Origin of the sequence: Nocardia sp. NPDC051981 (assembly GCF_040680715.1) — a bacterium.
GTDB lineage: Bacteria > Actinomycetota > Actinomycetes > Mycobacteriales > Mycobacteriaceae > Nocardia.
In genome coordinates this window covers 110,140-126,942 of the sequence record NZ_JBFAXK010000011.1, presented here as the reverse complement: position 1 = coordinate 126,942, position 16,803 = coordinate 110,140, and the positions used below count along the sequence as shown (strand labels likewise).

General features: G+C 70.0%; 15 protein-coding genes. 10 read left to right on the top strand and 5 right to left on the bottom strand.

All coding sequences use genetic code 11. The features are described 5' to 3' along the window. The first annotated feature begins 74 nt into the window (after positions 1-74). The 8 genes from AB0L60_RS20740 to AB0L60_RS20705 all read left to right on the top strand — a co-directional run bounded on the left by AB0L60_RS20740 (position 75) and on the right by AB0L60_RS20705 (position 7,477). Positions 75-1,085, top strand: coding sequence for a hypothetical protein (locus AB0L60_RS20740; protein ID WP_364616265.1), 1,011 nt, complete (start codon positions 75-77; stop codon positions 1,083-1,085). 73 nt (positions 1,086-1,158) lie between these two features. Beyond that, the gene (locus tag AB0L60_RS20735; RefSeq protein WP_364616262.1) at positions 1,159-2,313 is read left to right on the top strand and encodes a glycosyltransferase family 4 protein; all 1,155 of its coding nucleotides are present in this window, start codon (positions 1,159-1,161) and stop codon (positions 2,311-2,313) included. A gap of 32 nt (positions 2,314-2,345) precedes the next feature. Then, positions 2,346-2,738: a polyketide cyclase / dehydrase and lipid transport gene (locus AB0L60_RS20730; RefSeq protein WP_364616259.1), complete on the top strand. Its 393-nt coding sequence runs from the start codon at positions 2,346-2,348 to the stop codon at positions 2,736-2,738. Positions 2,739-2,757: 19 nt separating this feature from the next. Continuing rightward, positions 2,758-3,195: an SRPBCC family protein gene (locus AB0L60_RS20725; protein ID WP_364616256.1), complete on the top strand. Its 438-nt coding sequence runs from the start codon at positions 2,758-2,760 to the stop codon at positions 3,193-3,195. Continuing rightward, entirely contained in the window at positions 3,192-4,568 is a 1,377-nt protein-coding gene (locus AB0L60_RS20720) for an ArsA family ATPase (protein ID WP_364616567.1), read from the top strand. The genes AB0L60_RS20725 and AB0L60_RS20720 overlap by 4 nt, the downstream gene beginning before the upstream one ends. Further along, positions 4,565-5,467: a hypothetical protein gene (locus tag AB0L60_RS20715; protein ID WP_364616253.1), complete on the top strand. Its 903-nt coding sequence runs from the start codon at positions 4,565-4,567 to the stop codon at positions 5,465-5,467. Before AB0L60_RS20720 ends, AB0L60_RS20715 begins: the two co-directional genes overlap by 4 nt. Continuing rightward, positions 5,464-6,468 carry an ROK family glucokinase gene (locus AB0L60_RS20710; RefSeq protein WP_364616250.1) on the top strand — a complete coding sequence of 335 codons (1,005 nt, stop codon included), beginning with the start codon at positions 5,464-5,466 and terminating at the stop codon, positions 6,466-6,468. Before AB0L60_RS20715 ends, AB0L60_RS20710 begins: the two co-directional genes overlap by 4 nt. 283 nt (positions 6,469-6,751) lie before the next feature. Continuing rightward, positions 6,752-7,477 (top strand): lysophospholipid acyltransferase family protein, encoded by a 726-nt coding sequence (locus AB0L60_RS20705; RefSeq protein ID WP_364616565.1) that lies wholly within the window; start codon positions 6,752-6,754, stop codon positions 7,475-7,477. Between the two features lie 63 nt (positions 7,478-7,540). On the opposite strand, the gene AB0L60_RS20700 is transcribed toward AB0L60_RS20705, so the two are convergent. Next, positions 7,541-8,038, bottom strand: coding sequence for a polyadenylate-specific 3'-exoribonuclease AS (locus AB0L60_RS20700; RefSeq protein ID WP_364616563.1), 498 nt, complete (start codon positions 8,036-8,038; stop codon positions 7,541-7,543). 138 nt (positions 8,039-8,176) lie between these two features. Here AB0L60_RS20700 and AB0L60_RS20695 point away from each other — a divergent pair, with 138 nt between their 5' ends. Then, the gene (locus tag AB0L60_RS20695; RefSeq protein WP_354843080.1) at positions 8,177-9,565 is read left to right on the top strand and encodes a class II 3-deoxy-7-phosphoheptulonate synthase; all 1,389 of its coding nucleotides are present in this window, start codon (positions 8,177-8,179) and stop codon (positions 9,563-9,565) included. Positions 9,566-9,781: 216 nt separating this feature from the next. Here AB0L60_RS20695 and AB0L60_RS20690 read toward each other — a convergent pair whose 3' ends face one another. After that, positions 9,782-11,782 carry a PASTA domain-containing protein gene (locus AB0L60_RS20690; protein WP_364616246.1) on the bottom strand — a complete coding sequence of 667 codons (2,001 nt, stop codon included), beginning with the start codon at positions 11,780-11,782 and terminating at the stop codon, positions 9,782-9,784. A gap of 120 nt (positions 11,783-11,902) precedes the next feature. Here AB0L60_RS20690 and AB0L60_RS20685 point away from each other — a divergent pair, with 120 nt between their 5' ends. Beyond that, complete coding sequence (locus AB0L60_RS20685) at positions 11,903-12,271, top strand: Rv2175c family DNA-binding protein (RefSeq protein WP_354843075.1); 369 nt, start codon at positions 11,903-11,905, stop codon at positions 12,269-12,271. A 206-nt stretch (positions 12,272-12,477) separates the two neighbouring features. Here the strand turns inward: AB0L60_RS20685 and AB0L60_RS20680 are convergent, their stop codons facing one another. The 3 genes from AB0L60_RS20680 to crtI form a co-directional block, all read right to left on the bottom strand. Next, a complete protein-coding gene (locus AB0L60_RS20680; RefSeq protein ID WP_364616242.1) occupies positions 12,478-13,431 on the bottom strand; it encodes a phytoene/squalene synthase family protein in 954 nt (317 codons plus the stop codon). An 11-nt stretch (positions 13,432-13,442) separates the two neighbouring features. Further along, positions 13,443-15,104 carry an alpha-(1->6)-mannopyranosyltransferase A gene (locus AB0L60_RS20675; RefSeq protein WP_364616239.1) on the bottom strand — a complete coding sequence of 554 codons (1,662 nt, stop codon included), beginning with the start codon at positions 15,102-15,104 and terminating at the stop codon, positions 13,443-13,445. A 63-nt stretch (positions 15,105-15,167) separates the two neighbouring features. Further along, a complete protein-coding gene (gene crtI, locus AB0L60_RS20670; RefSeq protein WP_364616236.1) occupies positions 15,168-16,781 on the bottom strand; it encodes a phytoene desaturase family protein in 1,614 nt (537 codons plus the stop codon). Between the last annotated feature and the right edge of the window lie 22 nt (positions 16,782-16,803).

Genomic DNA, 16,803 nt, shown 5'->3' with positions numbered 1-16,803 from the left:
GGAGGCAGCTTGCGTAACCACGTGGGGTCCCCACTCGTGCCCGATGTGCAGAGCATGATCACGACGAGGTGGCGATGAGCGCTCTGCGGCGGATGCGCGGCTGGCTGGCGGCGCGGCGGCGGTTCCAGTTCGTCGCCACCCTGGTCATGGTCAGCACGCTGACCGCGGCCTGCGGGGCGCTGCTCATGTTGCCGAACTCGGTGCTGCCCAAGCTGCGCGCGGTGACGCCCGGGCAGGACTCGGGTCGGGTGACAGCCTCCGATCCGCAGGTGCCGCTGGTGAAACGGACCATGGAGGGCTACGGCAAGGTGGTCGCCGAGACCGCGGCGACCGGGTCGGGGCGGATCGGTGTCGTGCTCGGTCATTCCGGGCAGCGCGCCGATATCGATGTGCTGGCAGGCGAACTCGCGGCAAGCACCGCCGCGGTCACCGCGCTGTGGGGTTCGGACTGGAATCAGGCCCCCGTCGTGGTGGTGGCGTCCAGCGTCTCCGAATTCGCCGCCCTCACCCACGCCGCCGGTGACGTGCCCGCCGAGGTCGCGGCCTCGACCGTCGCCGACCCCTTCCGCCCCGGCGCCCAACTGACCGGCCAGCGCGTGGTTTTCGGACCCGACGCCGGACGCCGCCTGGGACCCGACGGCCTGCGCTCGGTGCTGCGGCACGAACTCACCCACATGGCCTCGCGCGCGGTCACCGTCGACGGCTCCCCGATGTGGACGCTCGAGGGCTTCGCCGAATATTCGGCCCATCGCAATCTGCGCCGGCCCATCACCGAGATCGCCCCCACCCTCACTACCCGCGCCCGCGCCGGCGACCTCCCCGCCGACCTCCCGCCCGACGCCATGTTCGAGCCCACCAGTGGCCAGGCCTCGCTGGCCTACGAACAGGGCTGGTCTGTCTGCGCTTTCATCGCCGACCGCTACGGCGACCCGAAACTCGTCGCCCTCTACCGCCAACTGGCATCGGGCCCCAAGGACCGCGCCGCCGTCGACACCGCCCTGCGCGCCACCCTCGGCACCGGCTACCAGGACCTCGTCACCGATTGGCGCGCTTGGCTCGCCACCCGCACCGCCGAAGGGGCGTAGCACTCGGAGGCCCGGGGGTGCGAGGTTTCGGGGTGGGAGGAGTGCGGGCCCCGGGTGCAGTAGGTTTGACGGCATGGGGCGAACTCTGCTGGTTACCAATGATTTCCCGCCGCGACCGGGTGGGATTCAGTCGTATCTGCATGCGCTCGCCCGGCAGCTGCCCGCCGACGAACTGGTGGTGTACGCGCCGCGATGGCGGGGCGACAGTCACTGGAAGTTCGATGCGCAGCAGCCCTTTCAGGTGGTGCGGCATCCGACGACGCTGATGTTGCCGACGCCGCTGGTGGCGCGGCGGGCCAAGAAGCTCATGCGCGACGAGAAGTGCGATCGGGTGTGGTTCGGGGCGGCGGCGCCGCTTGCGCTGCTGTCGCCGGTGCTGCGTCAGGCGGGCGCGGAGCGGATCCTGGCGTCCACGCACGGGCACGAGGTGGGCTGGTCGATGCTGCCGGCGGCGCGGCAGGCGCTGCGGATCATCGGCGATCACACCGATGTCGTCACCTATGTCAGCAAATACACGCGGCGGCGGTTCTCGTCCGCGTTCGGGGCGCGGGCCGCGCTCGAATACCTGCCCCCCGCCGTGGATTCGGAGGTGTTCAAGCCGGATCCGGCCGCCCGCGCCGAACTGCGGGCCCGCTACGGGCTGGGGGACCGGCCGACCATTCTGTGCCTGTCGCGGCTGGTGCCGCGCAAGGGCCAGGACATGCTGATCACGGCCATGCTCGAGATTCGCAGGCGGGTCGACGGGGCGGTGCTGGTCATCGCTGGCGGCGGGCCGTACGAGCAGAAGCTGCGGCAGTTCGCCGAGGTCATGGGCCTCGGCAATGACGTGGTCTTCACCGGACGCGTCCCGTCGGGCGAGCTCGCCGCCCACCACACCATCGCCGACGTGTTCGCCATGCCCTGCCGCACCCGTGGTCTCGGCCTGGACGTCGAGGGCCTGGGCATCGTGTTCCTGGAAGCCTCCGCCACGGGAGTGCCGGTGGTGGCGGGCAATTCCGGTGGCGCGCCGGAAACCGTGCGCGAGGGTGAGACCGGACGGGTGGTGAACGGTCGCTCCGCCGAAGAGCTCACCGACGCCATCGTCGACATCCTCTCCGACCGGGACGCCGCCGCCCGTATGGGCGCGGCCGGGCGCGCCTGGGTGCAGCAGCAGTGGCGCTGGGACCTGATGGGCGCGCGACTACAACAACTGCTGGATCCCACGGCTCCCCGGTCGGCGCGGGTCTGAGACGATTCCCAACCTGCGCTAGGCTCAGCGCCGTGAGCAGTATCCAGGTTGCCGACCAGACATTCGTCGCCGCGCCGGGCACGGCCGTGGCCGAGGTGCTGGCCGATCGTGCCCGCTGGCGCCGCTGGTGGCCCGACCTGCAGTTGGAGGTCCGGGAAGACCGGGGCGACAAGGGAATTCGCTGGACCGTCAGCGGTGGTGCGGACGGCACCATGGAGGTCTGGCTGGAGCCCATGCTGGACGGCGTCATCATGCACTACTTCATGCACGCCGAACCCCGCGGCGGCATCGGCGGTATGTCCGGACGTGAGCTGCTGGCCCTGAACCGGACTCGCCGCGTCGCGGGCAAGGCCATGTCCTTCGAGATCAAGGCCCGCCTCGAGGCGGGGCGCAAGGCCGGGGTCGCTCCCGCGGCCGCTCACTAGAAAGGAAGCGTTGCCGCCCATGGCCGATCGAACTCAGAGGTCGATCGTGATCGACGCCCCCTCGGATCGAGTGATGGCGGTCATCGCCGACCTGGAGTCGTATCCGGAATGGGTCTCCGCGGCCCATTCGGTCGAGGTGCTGGACGAATTGCCGGACGGCCGCGCCCGCACCGCCCGCTTCGTGCTGGACGCCGGCGTCGTGAAGGACACCTACACCCTGTCCTACACCTGGCGGCCCGACGGTCGCGCGGTGAGCTGGAGCCTGGTCTCGGGTGACCTGCAGAAGGCGCAGGACGGCACCTACGAATTGATCGCGCTGCCCGACGGCACCACCCAGGTGGTCTACGAACTGACCGTGGATCTGAACATCCCCATGATCGGCATGTTCAAACGCAAAGCGGAGAAGGTCATCACCGACACCGCCCTCAAGGAACTCAAGAAACGGGTCGAAGGCTGACCGCCGGCGGTACCGAACGCTCGCCGCACCCCGCCACCCGCGTCGAGCTGTTCATCGGCAAGGGCGGTGTCGGAAAAACAACCCTGGCCTGCGCCACCGCACTCGCCTACGCCCGCAACGGCCGCCGTGTCCTGCTGGCCTCCCTGGATCAGGCCCACTCCCTCGGCGATGCCCTGGGCTACCGCCTGCGCCACGGCGCGACTCCCACGGTCGCCACCCTGCCCCTCCCCATGTTGAACAGCCCGGCACCGGCTTTCGCGGACGTCCGCGACCCCGACGCCGAGCCGGCGCTGGATGTCATCGAGGTGGATTCGCTTGCGCTGCTGGAGGATCGGTTCCGGCAGGTGCTGGTGATGGCGTCCGGGGCCGGGCACGAGCACGGATTCGACCTGGGGGCACTGGATCCCGCGGAGCTCACCGGGCTGCCGGGGGTACAGGAACTACTGGCCATGCTGGAGATCACGCGGTTCGCCAACGACGCGCGGTGGGATGTGATCGTGGTGGACTGCCCGCCGTCGGCGGACATGCTGCGCATCGTCACCGCGCCGGACACCGTGCTCGGTTACCTGGAGCGGGTGTGGCCCGCGCACGCCAGGACGATGGAGGCGATCGGCGCGGACTTCCGCAAGGCGGTGCTCGCGGTGACCGTCGAGCAGATCGTGCAGGCGGTGACGGAAGCCCGTGACCTGCTGGCGGATCAGGCCCGCACCGGCGCCCGCCTGGTGACCGCCGCGGAACTGGTCGCGGTGGCCGAGTCGGCGCGGGTGCGCTCGGCGGCGGCGCTGCTGGGTCTCCGCCTGGACGCGGTGCTGGTGAACAAGGTGCTCCCCGAGATGCCAGCCCCGCACCCGGTCGAGCCGCCGCATCCGGCGGTGCAGTGGTACTTCAACCGGCGCGGCGAGCAACTCGATGTCGTGGGGGAGCTGCGTCAGCGGTTGCACGGGGTTCCGGTACAGGTCGTGGCGCATGCGGGAGCCGAACCGGTGGGGATCGGCTCGCTGGCGGCGCTGTCCTACGCGGTGGACGCGAGTGGTAACTGGGTGGGAGGGCGTCCGGTCCCTATGCTTGGCACAGATGCGGACGGTGTGCTGCCCGGCCCCGAGACGAGTACCGCCGCCGAGCCGATGGTGCGGCTCGAGTCCGGGGCGGGCGTGCACTCGGTGTTCGCGATGCGCATGCATCTGCCGGTGGTCGATTCGTCGACCCTGCGGCTGGGACGAGTGGAGGACGATTTGATCGTGGGAGCGGACGGGGTCCGGCGGCGGTTGCGGCTGGCCCCGGTATTGCGGCGGTGCACGGTCGAGGCCGCCGAGCTCGACGGCGACCACCTGGTGATCCGTTTCCGGCCCGATCCTCAGGTCTGGCCGAAATGACCGCCACGCACCACCCGCGTCCCGGCCACCCCGACGAGAATCTCGGCGAATTCGCCGAGGAGCTACGGCTGTTGGCCGAGGCCATCCTCGAGCGCGTCGAACCGGTGCTGCGCCGCACCGCCGCCGACGGCCGCACCGAATGGTCCAGCTGCAGCTGGTGTCCCGTGTGCGCGGCCGCGGCCATCGTGCGCGGCGAGCACCACGATGTGGTGGCGGCCATCGCCGAACACGGCACCGCCATCGTGACCGTGCTGCGCGAGGCGCTCGCCGGTGTGCCGGTGGATCCGGTGATCCCGCCGGACCTGGATCCGGAATCGCCGGAATATGAAGCCTGGCATTACTTTTCGCACGTCGCCGAAACCGGCTCCGGTGCAGGTGATCTGCCGTTCGCCGACGATGCCGCCGGGCGCGGCGATGTCGGCCCGGACGATGAGAGCGAATCCCCCCGTGCCGGCGGGCAATCCGGCGACCCGCACGGTGCTGCGGGCCTGGCCGCGGTGTTCGCGCGTTTCCTCGCCGGTGCGCAGGGCCGTGCGGCGGCCAGGAGCCGGTCCCACGCCTACCCGGCCGCCGAGGCGTCGGACGACCCCTTCGGTCCCGGCCCGGGCGCGGCACGCCGCCCCGGAGGCAGTGACCCGGGTGACTCGGACGCGGTGCCGCACAACGATTTCCGTACCGAGTCCGCCGGCGGACGAGTGACCGGTGATCAGCCCGCCCCCGACCGTCCCTTCGGCCCGCCGGTCGCGCACCCGGACGCCGAGCCCGGTTCCGCCGGATCCACGGGACAGCCCGCCCGCGATTCGGGCCCGGCCGCCGGTCGCCGCGGTGCGCAGCCCGGTGACGGCAGGAGGTCCAAGCGCGCCAAGTACGTGCCCATCGACGTGACGATCAAGGCATGACGGGCGGTGAGGACGTGCCGTTGACCGTGGGTATCGATGTGGGCGGCACGAATATTCGGGCGTCGGTGGTGGACGGTGCGGGCGAGGTGCTCGACACCGTGACCGCGCCGACCCCGCATTCCGCCCGCGCCCTCGAGGACGGTCTGGCCCGGGCGGTGCGTGACCTGTGCTCCCGCCACGCCATCGGCGCGGTCGGTCTCGCGGTGGCCGGTTTCGTCGACGAGGACCGCGCCACCGTGCGTTTCGCCCCGCACCTGCCGTGGGAGGACGCCCCGGTCGCGCAGCGGCTCACCGACCGCCTCGGCCTGCCGGTGATCCTCGAGCACGACGCGAATGCCGCGCTGTGGGCGGAGTATCGCTTCGGTGCGGCGGCGGGTGGTCGCAATGTGGTGCTGGTGGCCATCGGCACCGGTATCGGCGCGGCGCTGCTCAGCAACGGCCAGCTGTATCGCGGAAGCTTCGGTGTCGCACCGGAACTCGGGCATCTACAGGTGGTGCCGAACGGGCGCGCGTGCCCCTGCGGCAAGCGTGGCTGCTGGGAAAGGTATTGCAGCGGAACGGCTCTGGTGGACACCGCGATCGAGCTGCTGGCCACCGATCCGCAGCGTTCCACGGTGCTGGCCCGGGAGTCCGGGCGCGATCCCGGCTCGCTGACCGGTCGCCGGGTGGCGGGCGCGGCGCAGGACGGCGATCCGGTCGCCCTCGACGTGATGGCCGATTTCGCGCGCTGGCTCGGCCTGGGCCTGGCCTTCGTGAGCGACATCTTCGACCCGGACCTGATCGTGGTGGCGGGCGGCGTGAGTAGTTCGGCCCCACTGTTCCTCGACGATGCCCGTGAGCATTACGCGGCCTCCATCACCGGCGCCCGGCACCGCCGCCTGGCCCGCATCCGCACCGCCCAACTGTGTGAGGCGGCCGGCATGATCGGCGCTGCCGAACTGGCCCGCGCAGCGGTGCTTGCCCAGCAGGATCCGGTGTCGGTCGCACCGGCCCGCCGCTGATCACCGCCCGATCGATTCCGCTTCGTCGTCCCGTTGCTAGAAGTAGCAACTGATTCGGTGTCTCGTTACTCGAAGTGACAACTGATTCAGTGCCGGTTGGGGTAACTCGTCGGATACCCCCAAAATCGGTTCGGCACTTGACCGCCGGCACGGGTACACGACGGGCAACGGCTCCGGGCTGTCCGCTGAAGGTTCGGGGAGGCGGTGGAGTAGGGTAGGCAAGCGAGTGGTGGTGCCCGCAACGAAGCCGGTCCCGGGTATCGAAAACAGGGGAAAGGACGCGATGTTCTACTGGCTGCTGAAGTATGTGTTCCCGGGTCCATGGATGCATCTCGTCAACCGGCCCCAGGTTGAGGGCGTCGAGAACATTCCCGCCAAGGGCGCAGCGATTCTGGCCGGCAATCACTTGTCGTTCACCGACTGGCTCTTCACCCCGCTGATGAGCCCGCGCCGGATCACGTATCTGGCCAAGGCCGAATACTTCACCACGCCCGGTCTCAAGGGCCGGTTGCAGAAATGGTTCTTCTCCGGTGCCGGTCAGTACCCGATCGACCGCTCCGGTGCTGACGCCGCCGAGAGCGCCCTCAATACCGCGCGCAAGCTGCTGGACGAGGGTCGCCTGGTGGGCCTGTACCCCGAAGGCACCCGCTCCCCGGACGGCCGCCTCTACAAAGGCAAGACCGGTGTGGCACGCCTCGCCCTGGAGACCGGAGTACCGGTGATCCCGGTTGCCCTGATCGGCACCGACGAGGTGTGCCCGCCCGGTCCGTTCCGCTGGCGGCCGCGCAAGGTCACCGTGAAATTCGGTGAGCCGATCGACTTCTCGCGCTACGAGGGCATGGGCGGCAACCGCTTCGTCGAGCGCGCCGTCACCGACGAGATCATGTACGAGCTCATGCGGATGGGCAATCAGGAGTACGTCGACGTGTACGCCGCGAGCCTGAAGAAGGGTGTGCCGTCGGGCAGCCGCCCCGACGCGGACCGCATTCCGGAGACCATGGCGGGCTAGCCTGCCGGACCATCGAGAAGGCCCCGGGAGACCAAGTCTCCCGGGGCCTTTCGCATGCTGATCTCAGACCGCGCGCAGGCGCCGGGCCGCTTCGATGGCCTCGAATTTGGCGAGGTTGTGGCGGGCGTCGGCGAGCGCGTCGTGCGCGTCCTTCGGTATCGGCGGCAGCGGCGGGCGGCCGTGCTGCTCCCAATGCTGGCGCAGCTCATTGGTGTAGCGGGGCAGCGCGTTGGGGAGATCGACCATGGAGCCCCACAGCTGGCACAGCGCCACGTGGTCGTAGGCGCCGACCCAGGCCCACAGTTCGGGTTCCACGCCGGTGCGGGGGACCAGGAACTTGTAGAGGTCGTCGCGGATACGCTCGCGCGAACGCCACAGCGGCGAGGACGGCGGCGGTAGCTTGGGCAGGACATTGCGGCGGACGAACGGCCCGGCCTTCTCGGGATCGAATTCGGTGGAGACCGCGTAGAACTCGCGCCCGTCCTCGCACACCACCGCGATGGACACGAGGTCGATGACGGTCCCGTCCTCGATGAATTCCGAATCGTAAAAGTACCGCAGTGAGATGGGTCTCTCCTCAGCTCAGGTCCGGGTCGGATGGGCAGATCATCGGGTCCCAGCGTAGGCGGCGACACGGTGTGAGGAACTCGAGCCCTGGGGGTGGTCCGGTTCACCGAGAGCAATCCGTATTCTGAACTGGTGAACTGGACCGTCGACGTACCGATCGATCGCTTGCCGGAACTTCCTCCGCTGCCCGCCGAGCTCCGTCGGCGTCTCGACGACGCGCTGGCCCGCCCGGCGCTGCAGCAGCCGTCCTGGGATCCAGAGCAGGCCGCCAAGATGCGCACCGTGCTGGAGAGCGTGCCGCCCATCTGCGTGCCCGCCGAGGTCGAGGAGCTGCGCCTGCGCCTGGCCGAGGTGGCCCGCGGCGAGGCGTTCCTCATGCAGGGCGGTGACTGCGCGGAGACCTTCGCCGACAACACCGAGCCGCACATCCGCGGCAATATCCGTACCCTGCTGCAGATGGCCGTGGTGCTCACCTACGGCGCCAGCCTGCCGGTGGTGAAGGTGGCCCGCATCGCGGGTCAGTACGCCAAACCCCGTTCCGCCGACATCGATTCGCTGGGCCTGCGGTCCTACCGCGGTGACATGGTGAACTCGCTGGTCGCGGATGCGGCGCTGCGCGAACACGATCCGTCGCGACTGGTCCGCGCCTACGCCAACGCCTCGGCCGCCATGAACCTGGTGCGGGCGCTCACCTCCGCCGGCATGGCCGACCTGCACAAGGTGCACGACTGGAACCGCGAGTTCGTGAGCCAGTCCCCGGCCGGCGCCCGCTACGAGCAGATGGCCACCGAGATCGATCGGGCGCTGGCCTTCATGAAGGCGTGTCGCGTCAACGATCCCAACCTGTCCAGCGCCCGGCTGTACGCCAGCCACGAGGCGCTGGTGCTCGACTACGAGCGGGCCATGCTGCGCCTGAGCGAGCACCCGGTCTCGGGTGAGCCGGTGCTCTACGACCTGTCGGCGCACTTCCTGTGGATCGGTGAGCGCACCCGTCAGCTCGACGGCGCGCACGTCGCCTTCGCGGAGCTGGTGGCCAACCCGATCGGCCTCAAGATCGGCCCGACCACCACGCCCGATCAGGCCGTGGAGTACGTCGAGCGCCTGGACCCCAACAACGAGCCCGGCCGCCTGACCCTGGTCGCGCGTATGGGCAATCAGAAGGTCCGCGACGTGCTGCCCCCGATCATCGAGAAGGTGCAGGCCACCGGCCACCAGGTGATCTGGCAGTGCGACCCCATGCACGGCAACACCCACGAGTCCTCGACCGGCTACAAGACGCGGCACTTCGACCGCATCGTCGATGAGGTGCAGGGCTTCTTCGAGGTGCACCACGCGCTGGGCACCCACCCCGGCGGCCTGCACATCGAGCTCACCGGTGAGAACGTCACCGAGTGCCTCGGCGGCGCGCAGGACATCTCGGACCTCAACCTCGAGGAGCGCTACGAGACCGCCTGCGACCCGCGACTGAACACCCAGCAGTCGCTGGAGCTGGCCTTCCTGGTCGCGGAGATGCTGCGCTAACCGCCTCCCGGGACTTCAGCGGGCGGCGGGGAGCCGTTGCCGGTCGCGCACCCGTGCCGGCGGTTGGTTGCCGAACCGATTTCGGCCGTGCCCGGTGAGTTACCCACCGGTGGGGTAACTCGTCGGGTACGCCCAGAAGCGGTTCGAACCTGCCCGCCGGCACGGATGCATAACGGGCTACGGCTCCCCGCCGCCCGCTGAAGACGCGGGGGGCGGCTAGGGAATCGCTACCAGGGTGATGGTGGAGCCGGGCTGGACGGTGTCGCCGGGGGCGGTGCTCTGCGAGATGACGATCGAGCTGTCGTTGTTGGCCAGTTGCCGGACGGTGACCGAGAGGCCGAGGGCCTGCAGTTTGCTGCGGGCGGTGGAGACGTTGGCGCCGAGCAGGTTCGGCATGTCGATCGCGCTGTTGACGATGAGGACCACGCCACTGCCGGACTCGGTGCTGGTGCCCGTGGCGGGATCGGTGCCGATCACCTGCCCGGATTTGATCTTCGCGTCGTACTGGTCGCGGGTGGAGCTGACGGTGAGCCCGGCCTTCTGCAGGGCCGTCCTGGCCTCGTCCTCGGTCTTGCCGCGCACATCCGGCACCTTGACCGGCTGGGAACCCTTGCTGCGGTAGACCTTCACCTGGGCATTGGCCGGGAGCACGGTGCCGGGCCCCGGATCCACCTTGGCGACGGTGCCTTTCGGCGCGGTACTGCCCATCTCACCGGCGTCCACCGGCGTCAGTCCGGCGTCTCTGATGGCCTTGTCGACCGAGGTGACGTCCTGTCCGGGCTGGATGTCGGGGACCTTCGGCTTGCCGCTGGAGACCAGCACGGCGACCAAGGATCCCTTGGTGACCCGGGTGCCCGCGGGCGGATCGGTGCCGACCACATTGCCCACCGGAATCATGTCCGAGGCCTTCTGCCGGGTCTCGGTCTTGAAGCCCGCGCCCTGCAGTGTGGAAACGGCCTTCTGGGTGTCCATGCCGGCGATCGACGGCACCGCCGAATATCTGCCGACGCCGAGCCACCAGCCGCCGAGGCCCAGCAGCACCGCCAGCGCCACCACGATGCTCAACCAGATGACGACCTTGCGCCGCGACTTGCCGCGGTCCTCGATCAGGTCCGAGCCGTAGCCGTGGCCGCCCGGCGCTCCGGGCGGCGGCACGTACTCGGGCTGCGGCTGGTACTCCGGCGGGAGTTCCCGCGCAGCGGTCATCACCCGGGTCTGCTGCGCCTGCGGCTGCATGTGCACGGTCGGCGGGTCCGCGGGTAGCCGGGTGGTGAGATCGGCCGCGCCCGGCAGGGGCCGGGACGGCGGCGAGACCGGTCCGCGCGGTGCGGGGGTGGGCCCGATCCGGTACTTGGCGCTGAGATGCTCGGCCGATTCGGTGGGCGCGGGCACCCGGTAGTCGGGCAGTTGCAGTTCGCGGGCGATGCGGCGCAGGTCGTTCGCCATCTCGGTGGCGTCGGCGTAGCGGTGCATCGGTTCGCGCGCGGTGGCGTGTGCGACCAGCTCGTCGATTTCCGGTGGAACGCCGTTGATCAGGCGGCCCGGGCTGGGCACGTCCTTCTCGACCCGCTGCAGCGCGATCGACAGCGAGTTGTCGCCGGTGAACGGTGTTCGGCCGGTGAGCATTTCGAAGATCAGCACGCCCGCGGAGTAGACGTCGCTGCGGGCGTCGGCGGTGCCGCTGGTGACCTGCTCGGGCGAGAGGTAGGCGGCGGTACCGAGGATCACGCTGTCGGAGGTGATCTTGGCTTCGGCGACCGCGCGCACCAGCCCGAAGTCGGCGATCTTCACCTCGCCGGAGTCGGAGATGAGCACGTTCTCCGGTTTGATGTCGCGGTGCACCAGCCCGGCCGCGTGGGCCACGCCGATGGCGTAGAGCACGGGCTCGGCGACGGCGCGCACCGCGTGCGGGGGCATGGGCCCGCGTTCGCGCAGTAGTTCGCGCAGGGTGCCGCCCTCGACCAGTTCCATGATGAGGAACGGATGGTCGCCGTCCACGCCCTGGTCGTAGACCGCGACCAGCGACGGGTGCTTGAGTTTGGCCACGGCCCGCGCCTCGAGCTCGAAGCGGGTGAGGAATTGCGGATCGCTGGCGAACTTCGGGTCCATCACCTTGATGGCGACCGGTCGATCCAATCTGGTGTCCACCCCCCGGAACACCATGGACATGCCACCACGCGCGATCGGCGCATCGATGCGGTAGCGCCCTTCCAGCATCTGGCCGATCAAACTGCAACCCTTCCGATTTTCCCGAGTCCGCCCGGTGCGGCTCACCCGATGGTAGTCGCGTCGGGGTGTGATGCGACGGTCGCGACGCGAGAGACTACCGTGGTCGGCGTGAGTGCCTTTCCATGCAGCGAAGACGTCCTGCCGGATTCGGTGACCCTGATCCCGCTGCCCGACGTGGCCGACCAGTTGGGCATGGTGGTCACCCGGGTTCACCAGATGCTGCGCGACCACCAGATCCTCGCCGTCCGCCGGGACGGCGTGGCCGGTATCCCGAAGGAGTTCTTCGACTCCACGGGCGCCGTCGCCAAGCATCTGACCGGTCTGATCACGGTGATGCGCGACGGCAAGTACACCGACGAGGAAATCCTCGAGTGGATCTACACCGAGGACGACAGCCTCCCCGGCCGTCCCATCGACGCCATCCACGGCCCGCTGGCCCGTGAGGTCCTGCGCCGCGCCGCGGCCGACCCCTTCTGAGCCGCCTCCCGCCTCCCCGCGGCTCATCCGCCTCTCCGCGCCTCTTGCCGGTCGTGGGGAGCCCCCTCACGTAGGTCGCCGGGCCGACGGTAGGGAGCGGGTTGGCTTATGGGCGTACCCGACGAGTTACCCGCACGGCGCCAAATCAGTTGGCGCCCAGCGATCGGGACACCTGCGGGTCGTGTCGTGTTTCGAGCGGCCCGCAGTCAGTTCTGGTTGACGCGCCGGGTAGTGGCAAGTTCCTGTGCCGCGACGCGTAACCGGCGATGCCGCGGTACCACCGCTCGGCGGGTGAAGACGGCGTAGTCGGCGCGTTCGATCTCGTCGAGGATGCCGCCGTAGAGCGTGGCCGCGGTACGGATGGCCGGGCGCACGCGGGGGCTGAGCAGTTCTATGCCAGGGGTGGCGCGGCGGTAGACGCCGCGGTTGACGGCGATCAGGTGGGCCAGCGCGCGTCGGACCCGCGGGTCCGTGCGGCCGGATTCCCGGCAGTGATGTAGTAGTCCGGCGTCCACACCGAAGGCCGCCAGTTCGTCGGCGGGCAGGTATACCCGCCCGCGATCGAGGTCCTCGCCGATATCGCGCAGGAAGTTGGTGAGCTGGAAGGCCTCTCCCAGCGCCGCCGCCGCGGGTTCGGCATTGGCCACCGGGACGACGGTGCCCAGTACCGGCAGTAGTTGCAGTCCGATGGCGGCCGCCGAGCCGCGCATGTAGTCGCGCAGGTCGGCCATGGTGGGGTAGCGGTCGCGATACTGCGGCCCGCCGGGGATGTCCATGCGCATGGAGTCCAGGAACACCCAGAAGTGTTCGGCGGCAATCGAATACCTGCGGATGGTGTCGGACACCGCGAGCAGCGCCGGGTCCTCGGGCCTGTCGCCCGCGTCGATGGGCGCGTTCACCAGGCGGGCCCGCAGCTCGTGTTCGATCCGATCCAGTCGCGCCGCGGATTCCGCTGCGCGACTGGGCGCGTCGCTCGCGTCGACGATGTCGTCGACCGTCCGGGCGAAGGCGTACAGCGCGTGCACGGCCGGTCTTCGCTCCGGTTCCAGCAGCCGGGTAGCCAGGAAGTAGGTGCGGCCGTGGGCGGCCGCGATCCGGCGGCAGTCGCGGTAGGCGCGGTCGAGTCGTCCGGAATCCGGCAGTACGGTCCGGTCGGGCACGGCGGGCTGGTTCACGCCGGGCCGGGCGCGGGCGCGACGCCGAGCTGATCGGCCGGGCGGGCGGCCCGCAGCTTCAGCGGATCCATCGTGCACAGCGACAGCGCCGCCACCACGGCCGCGAGGATGGCCAGCGTGCCGTGCACGGAATTGGTCACGGGCGAACCGTCCGGCTGGAACACCAGCATGAGCCAGGTGCACAACCCCACCAGCACCTGCAGGGTCCGGGTGGACAGCGCGAATCCGGCGGCCAGCGCCAGCGGCCACGAGTAGTACCAGGGCAATGCCGCGGGCGAGAGGATCACGATGGCCACGAACGCGACGAGAATGCCGAGCACGGCCTCCCGCTCACTATTCCTGAACCGCCACCAGGCCCACACCAGGCCGGCCACCATCACGACCGCGCACAGGGTGCGAGTCCACGGCAGCACCGACTCCAACGGCAGCGGGGTCACCCAGCTGACCACGTGCGCCATGATGGTCGGCAGCGACAGCCAGTTGATGATCTTCTTGGACCCGGACAGCGCGGTGAGCCAGCCGATCTGGTGGTCCCGCAGGCCGGTGGCCCAGGTGGCCAGCGCGAACACGGCCGCGAAGATGGCCACGCCGAGCGCGGTGATCTTGGCGAAGGTGCGGATCGGATGCGGCAGATCGCCCTCGTCCTGCGCCGCGCGTCGCTCGCGTTCGTGAATCATCCAGATCCACACCAGGAAGGGCAGTGCCACACCGGCGGTCGCCTTCACCGCCACCCCGATCGCGACCACCACGATGCCCGCCACGTGATGATGCTCGAGCACCAGCGCGATGCCCGCGGCCATCAGGCCCACCATCAGCATCTCGTTGTGCACGCCGCCGATCAGGTGGATCAGCACCAGCGGATTCAGCACCGCCAGCCACAGCGCGATGGTCGGCTTGCCGCCCAGATGCTTGGTCAGATGTGGGATCGCCCACACCATCAGCACCAGACCCGGCAGCATCACCAGCCGCAGCGCGATGGTGCCCGCCACCACATTGTCACCGGTGATGGTGGTGATGGCCCGCCCGATCAGCAGGAAGACCGGACCGTACGGCGCGGTCGTGTTGAGCCAGACGGGGCTCACATTGTCCAGTACCGCAGCGGCATTCGCCTTCAACTCCGACGGACCGAACACGTACGGGTTGATGTGGTCGCGGAGCATCGCGCCCTGGGCCAGATACGAGTAGGCGTCGCGGCTGAACAGGGGGACCGAGAACAGCAGCGGGAAGATCCAGATGCCGACGATGGCGCGCAGTTCGTTGAGCGACACGGTGGCGCCCGGCTGCTTGCCGATCACGATGCGCCCCAGCCGGACCCACGCGGTGATCATGGCGATGACGCCGAGCCACACGAACACCGACGACAGCACCAGCCCATGCCCGAACCGCAGCCACGACAGGTGCATGACCTCGAGCAGCGGGTCGCTGCGCCGCACACTGCCCGCGCCGAACCCGCCGAAGGTGATCAGCAGGGCGCCGAAGAATCCGAGCGTCGCCGCGTGTCCCTCGGGGCTGCGGGTGAAGTCGGAGGCGTGGCGCAGCCAGCGCTGCGTGGCGGTGCCCTCGGTGGCGGGGGCGCTCGGGATGGCCGGTTCGGCCGGTGCGAGGCGCGTGGCGCCCGCGGCCTCCGGGGTGGCGGCGTCCATGGAGGGGGTCGGCATAGGCGGTCGTTCCCCCCGGAAAGGTAGGCGGCGGCAGCCGCGTTGGTTCAGGACGCGGTCAGTCTAGTGTGTGGGCGCGGGGGCCACAGCCCCGGAGTCGGCGGATCCGATACCGGCATGTCGTGGATCGCCAGTCAGGCGCGCCGCTGCCAGTTTCCCGGACAACAGCACGGTCGGCACGCCGACACCGGGCACGGTGCCCGAGCCTGCGAGAACCACATTCGCGCGGCCCCGCACCAGATTCCGGGTGCGGAACGGCCCGGTCTGCCGGAACAGGTGCGCGGCCGAGAACGGGGTGCCGGCGATCATGCCCTTGTCCCGCCAGGTGCGCGGGGTGTCGAGGTGGTCGATCCGGAAGTATCGCGAAATGCCTTGATAGCCGCGCTCTTCCAGGGCGGCGAGCAGTTCGCGCAGGTAGTGGGGGCCGAGCTGTTCCCAGGCCAGGGGCGCGGCGTCGAGATTCGGGCACGGGGCCAGCAGCGAGAGCGGCTCGTAGCGCACGGTGTCGCGCAGGTGCCCGTCCCGGTCGATGTGCTGTTCAGCGCGCTCGATGTAGAGGGTCGGATCGGTGAGCGCGGGCCGGGTGAGCAGCAGCGAGGGATCGCTCATCAGCCGCCCGTGGCCGCGCCGGGCGGCGATCTCGCGGAAGGTCCGGTCCCACTCCTGGCCGAAGTCGATGGTGTGATGCGCCTGCACGGGCCAACTCTGGGCGACGGCGGCCGGAATCGTGCCGTGCGCCACCACCGCCGACGGTGAGGCCCGCAGTCCGATCCGGCGCCGCAGCCCGAAGCGCGGCAGCGATCCGAGGTCGGCGGTCACCACGACGGCGTCGCAGTCGAAGACCCGTCCGTCTGCGGTGCGCACGGCGGTGGCCCGCCGGCCTGCGTAGTCGATGCCGATCACCTCGGCGTTCAGTTCGAGCGTCCCGCCCGCGGCGGTGAACGCGCGGCCGAGCGCCTGGGCGATGGCCCGCATCCCGCCCTCGGGGTAGGTGACGCCCAGGCAGGTGTCCATGTACGGGATCGCGCCGTACACCCCGAGCGCCCGGTTCGGCGCCATCCCCGCGAACAGGGCCTGGAAGCTGAACAGCCGCGCCACCTCCGGGTCCCGCACCAGTCGCCGGACCTTGGGCCCGAGCCGCCCGAACGCGCCGAGCCGCACCAGTTTCGCCAGCGCCACCCGCTTCTCCGGAATCCGCACCATGTCCAGCGGGGAATCGAAGTTGGTGTCCATGAACTGCCGGAACTCGGCCTCGTACACGTCTTTCAGCCAGCCGCGCAGCAGCCGGTAGCGGTGCGCCGTGCCCGGCCCGCGCACCTGCGCGACCTCGGCCGCCATCTGGTCCTCGTCGGAGTAGACGCCGATCTCGGAGCCGTCCGCGAACCGCGCCCGATACGCCGGGGCCAGATCCAGGATCCGCAGGCCGACCGACTCGCGCGTCTGCCCGACCACCGCGAGCGTCTCGTCGATGAGCTCGGGCAGGGTGAGAATCGTTGCCCCGGAGTCGATCTCGTAGTCCGGTCCGCGATACGCGCCGACCCGCCCGCCCGGGCGATCATCGCGTTCCAGGATGGTCACCTGCCGTCCGGCCGCCACCAGGTGCAGCGCGGCGGCCAGCCCGGACAGTCCGGCACCGATCACCACGACCCGATCGGCCGGTCCCCCAACAGTTCTCATGCCCCGCACCCTCGCACCCGGC

Excerpts from the sequence above, each read along its gene's own strand:
- AB0L60_RS20740 (WP_364616265.1), top strand. The coding sequence starts at position 75 with ATGAGCGCTCTGCGGCGGATGCGCGGCTGGCTGGCGGCGCGGCGGCGG.
- AB0L60_RS20735 (WP_364616262.1), top strand. The coding sequence starts at position 1,159 with ATGGGGCGAACTCTGCTGGTTACCAATGATTTCCCGCCGCGACCGGGT.
- AB0L60_RS20725 (WP_364616256.1), top strand. The coding sequence starts at position 2,758 with ATGGCCGATCGAACTCAGAGGTCGATCGTGATCGACGCCCCCTCGGAT.
- AB0L60_RS20715 (WP_364616253.1), top strand. The coding sequence starts at position 4,565 with ATGACCGCCACGCACCACCCGCGTCCCGGCCACCCCGACGAGAATCTC.
- AB0L60_RS20710 (WP_364616250.1), top strand. The coding sequence starts at position 5,464 with ATGACGGGCGGTGAGGACGTGCCGTTGACCGTGGGTATCGATGTGGGC.
- AB0L60_RS20705 (WP_364616565.1), top strand. The coding sequence starts at position 6,752 with ATGTTCTACTGGCTGCTGAAGTATGTGTTCCCGGGTCCATGGATGCAT.
- AB0L60_RS20690 (WP_364616246.1), bottom strand. The coding sequence starts at position 11,782 with ATGCTGGAAGGGCGCTACCGCATCGATGCGCCGATCGCGCGTGGTGGC.
- AB0L60_RS20675 (WP_364616239.1), bottom strand. The coding sequence starts at position 15,104 with ATGCCGACCCCCTCCATGGACGCCGCCACCCCGGAGGCCGCGGGCGCC.
- crtI (WP_364616236.1), bottom strand. The coding sequence starts at position 16,781 with ATGAGAACTGTTGGGGGACCGGCCGATCGGGTCGTGGTGATCGGTGCC.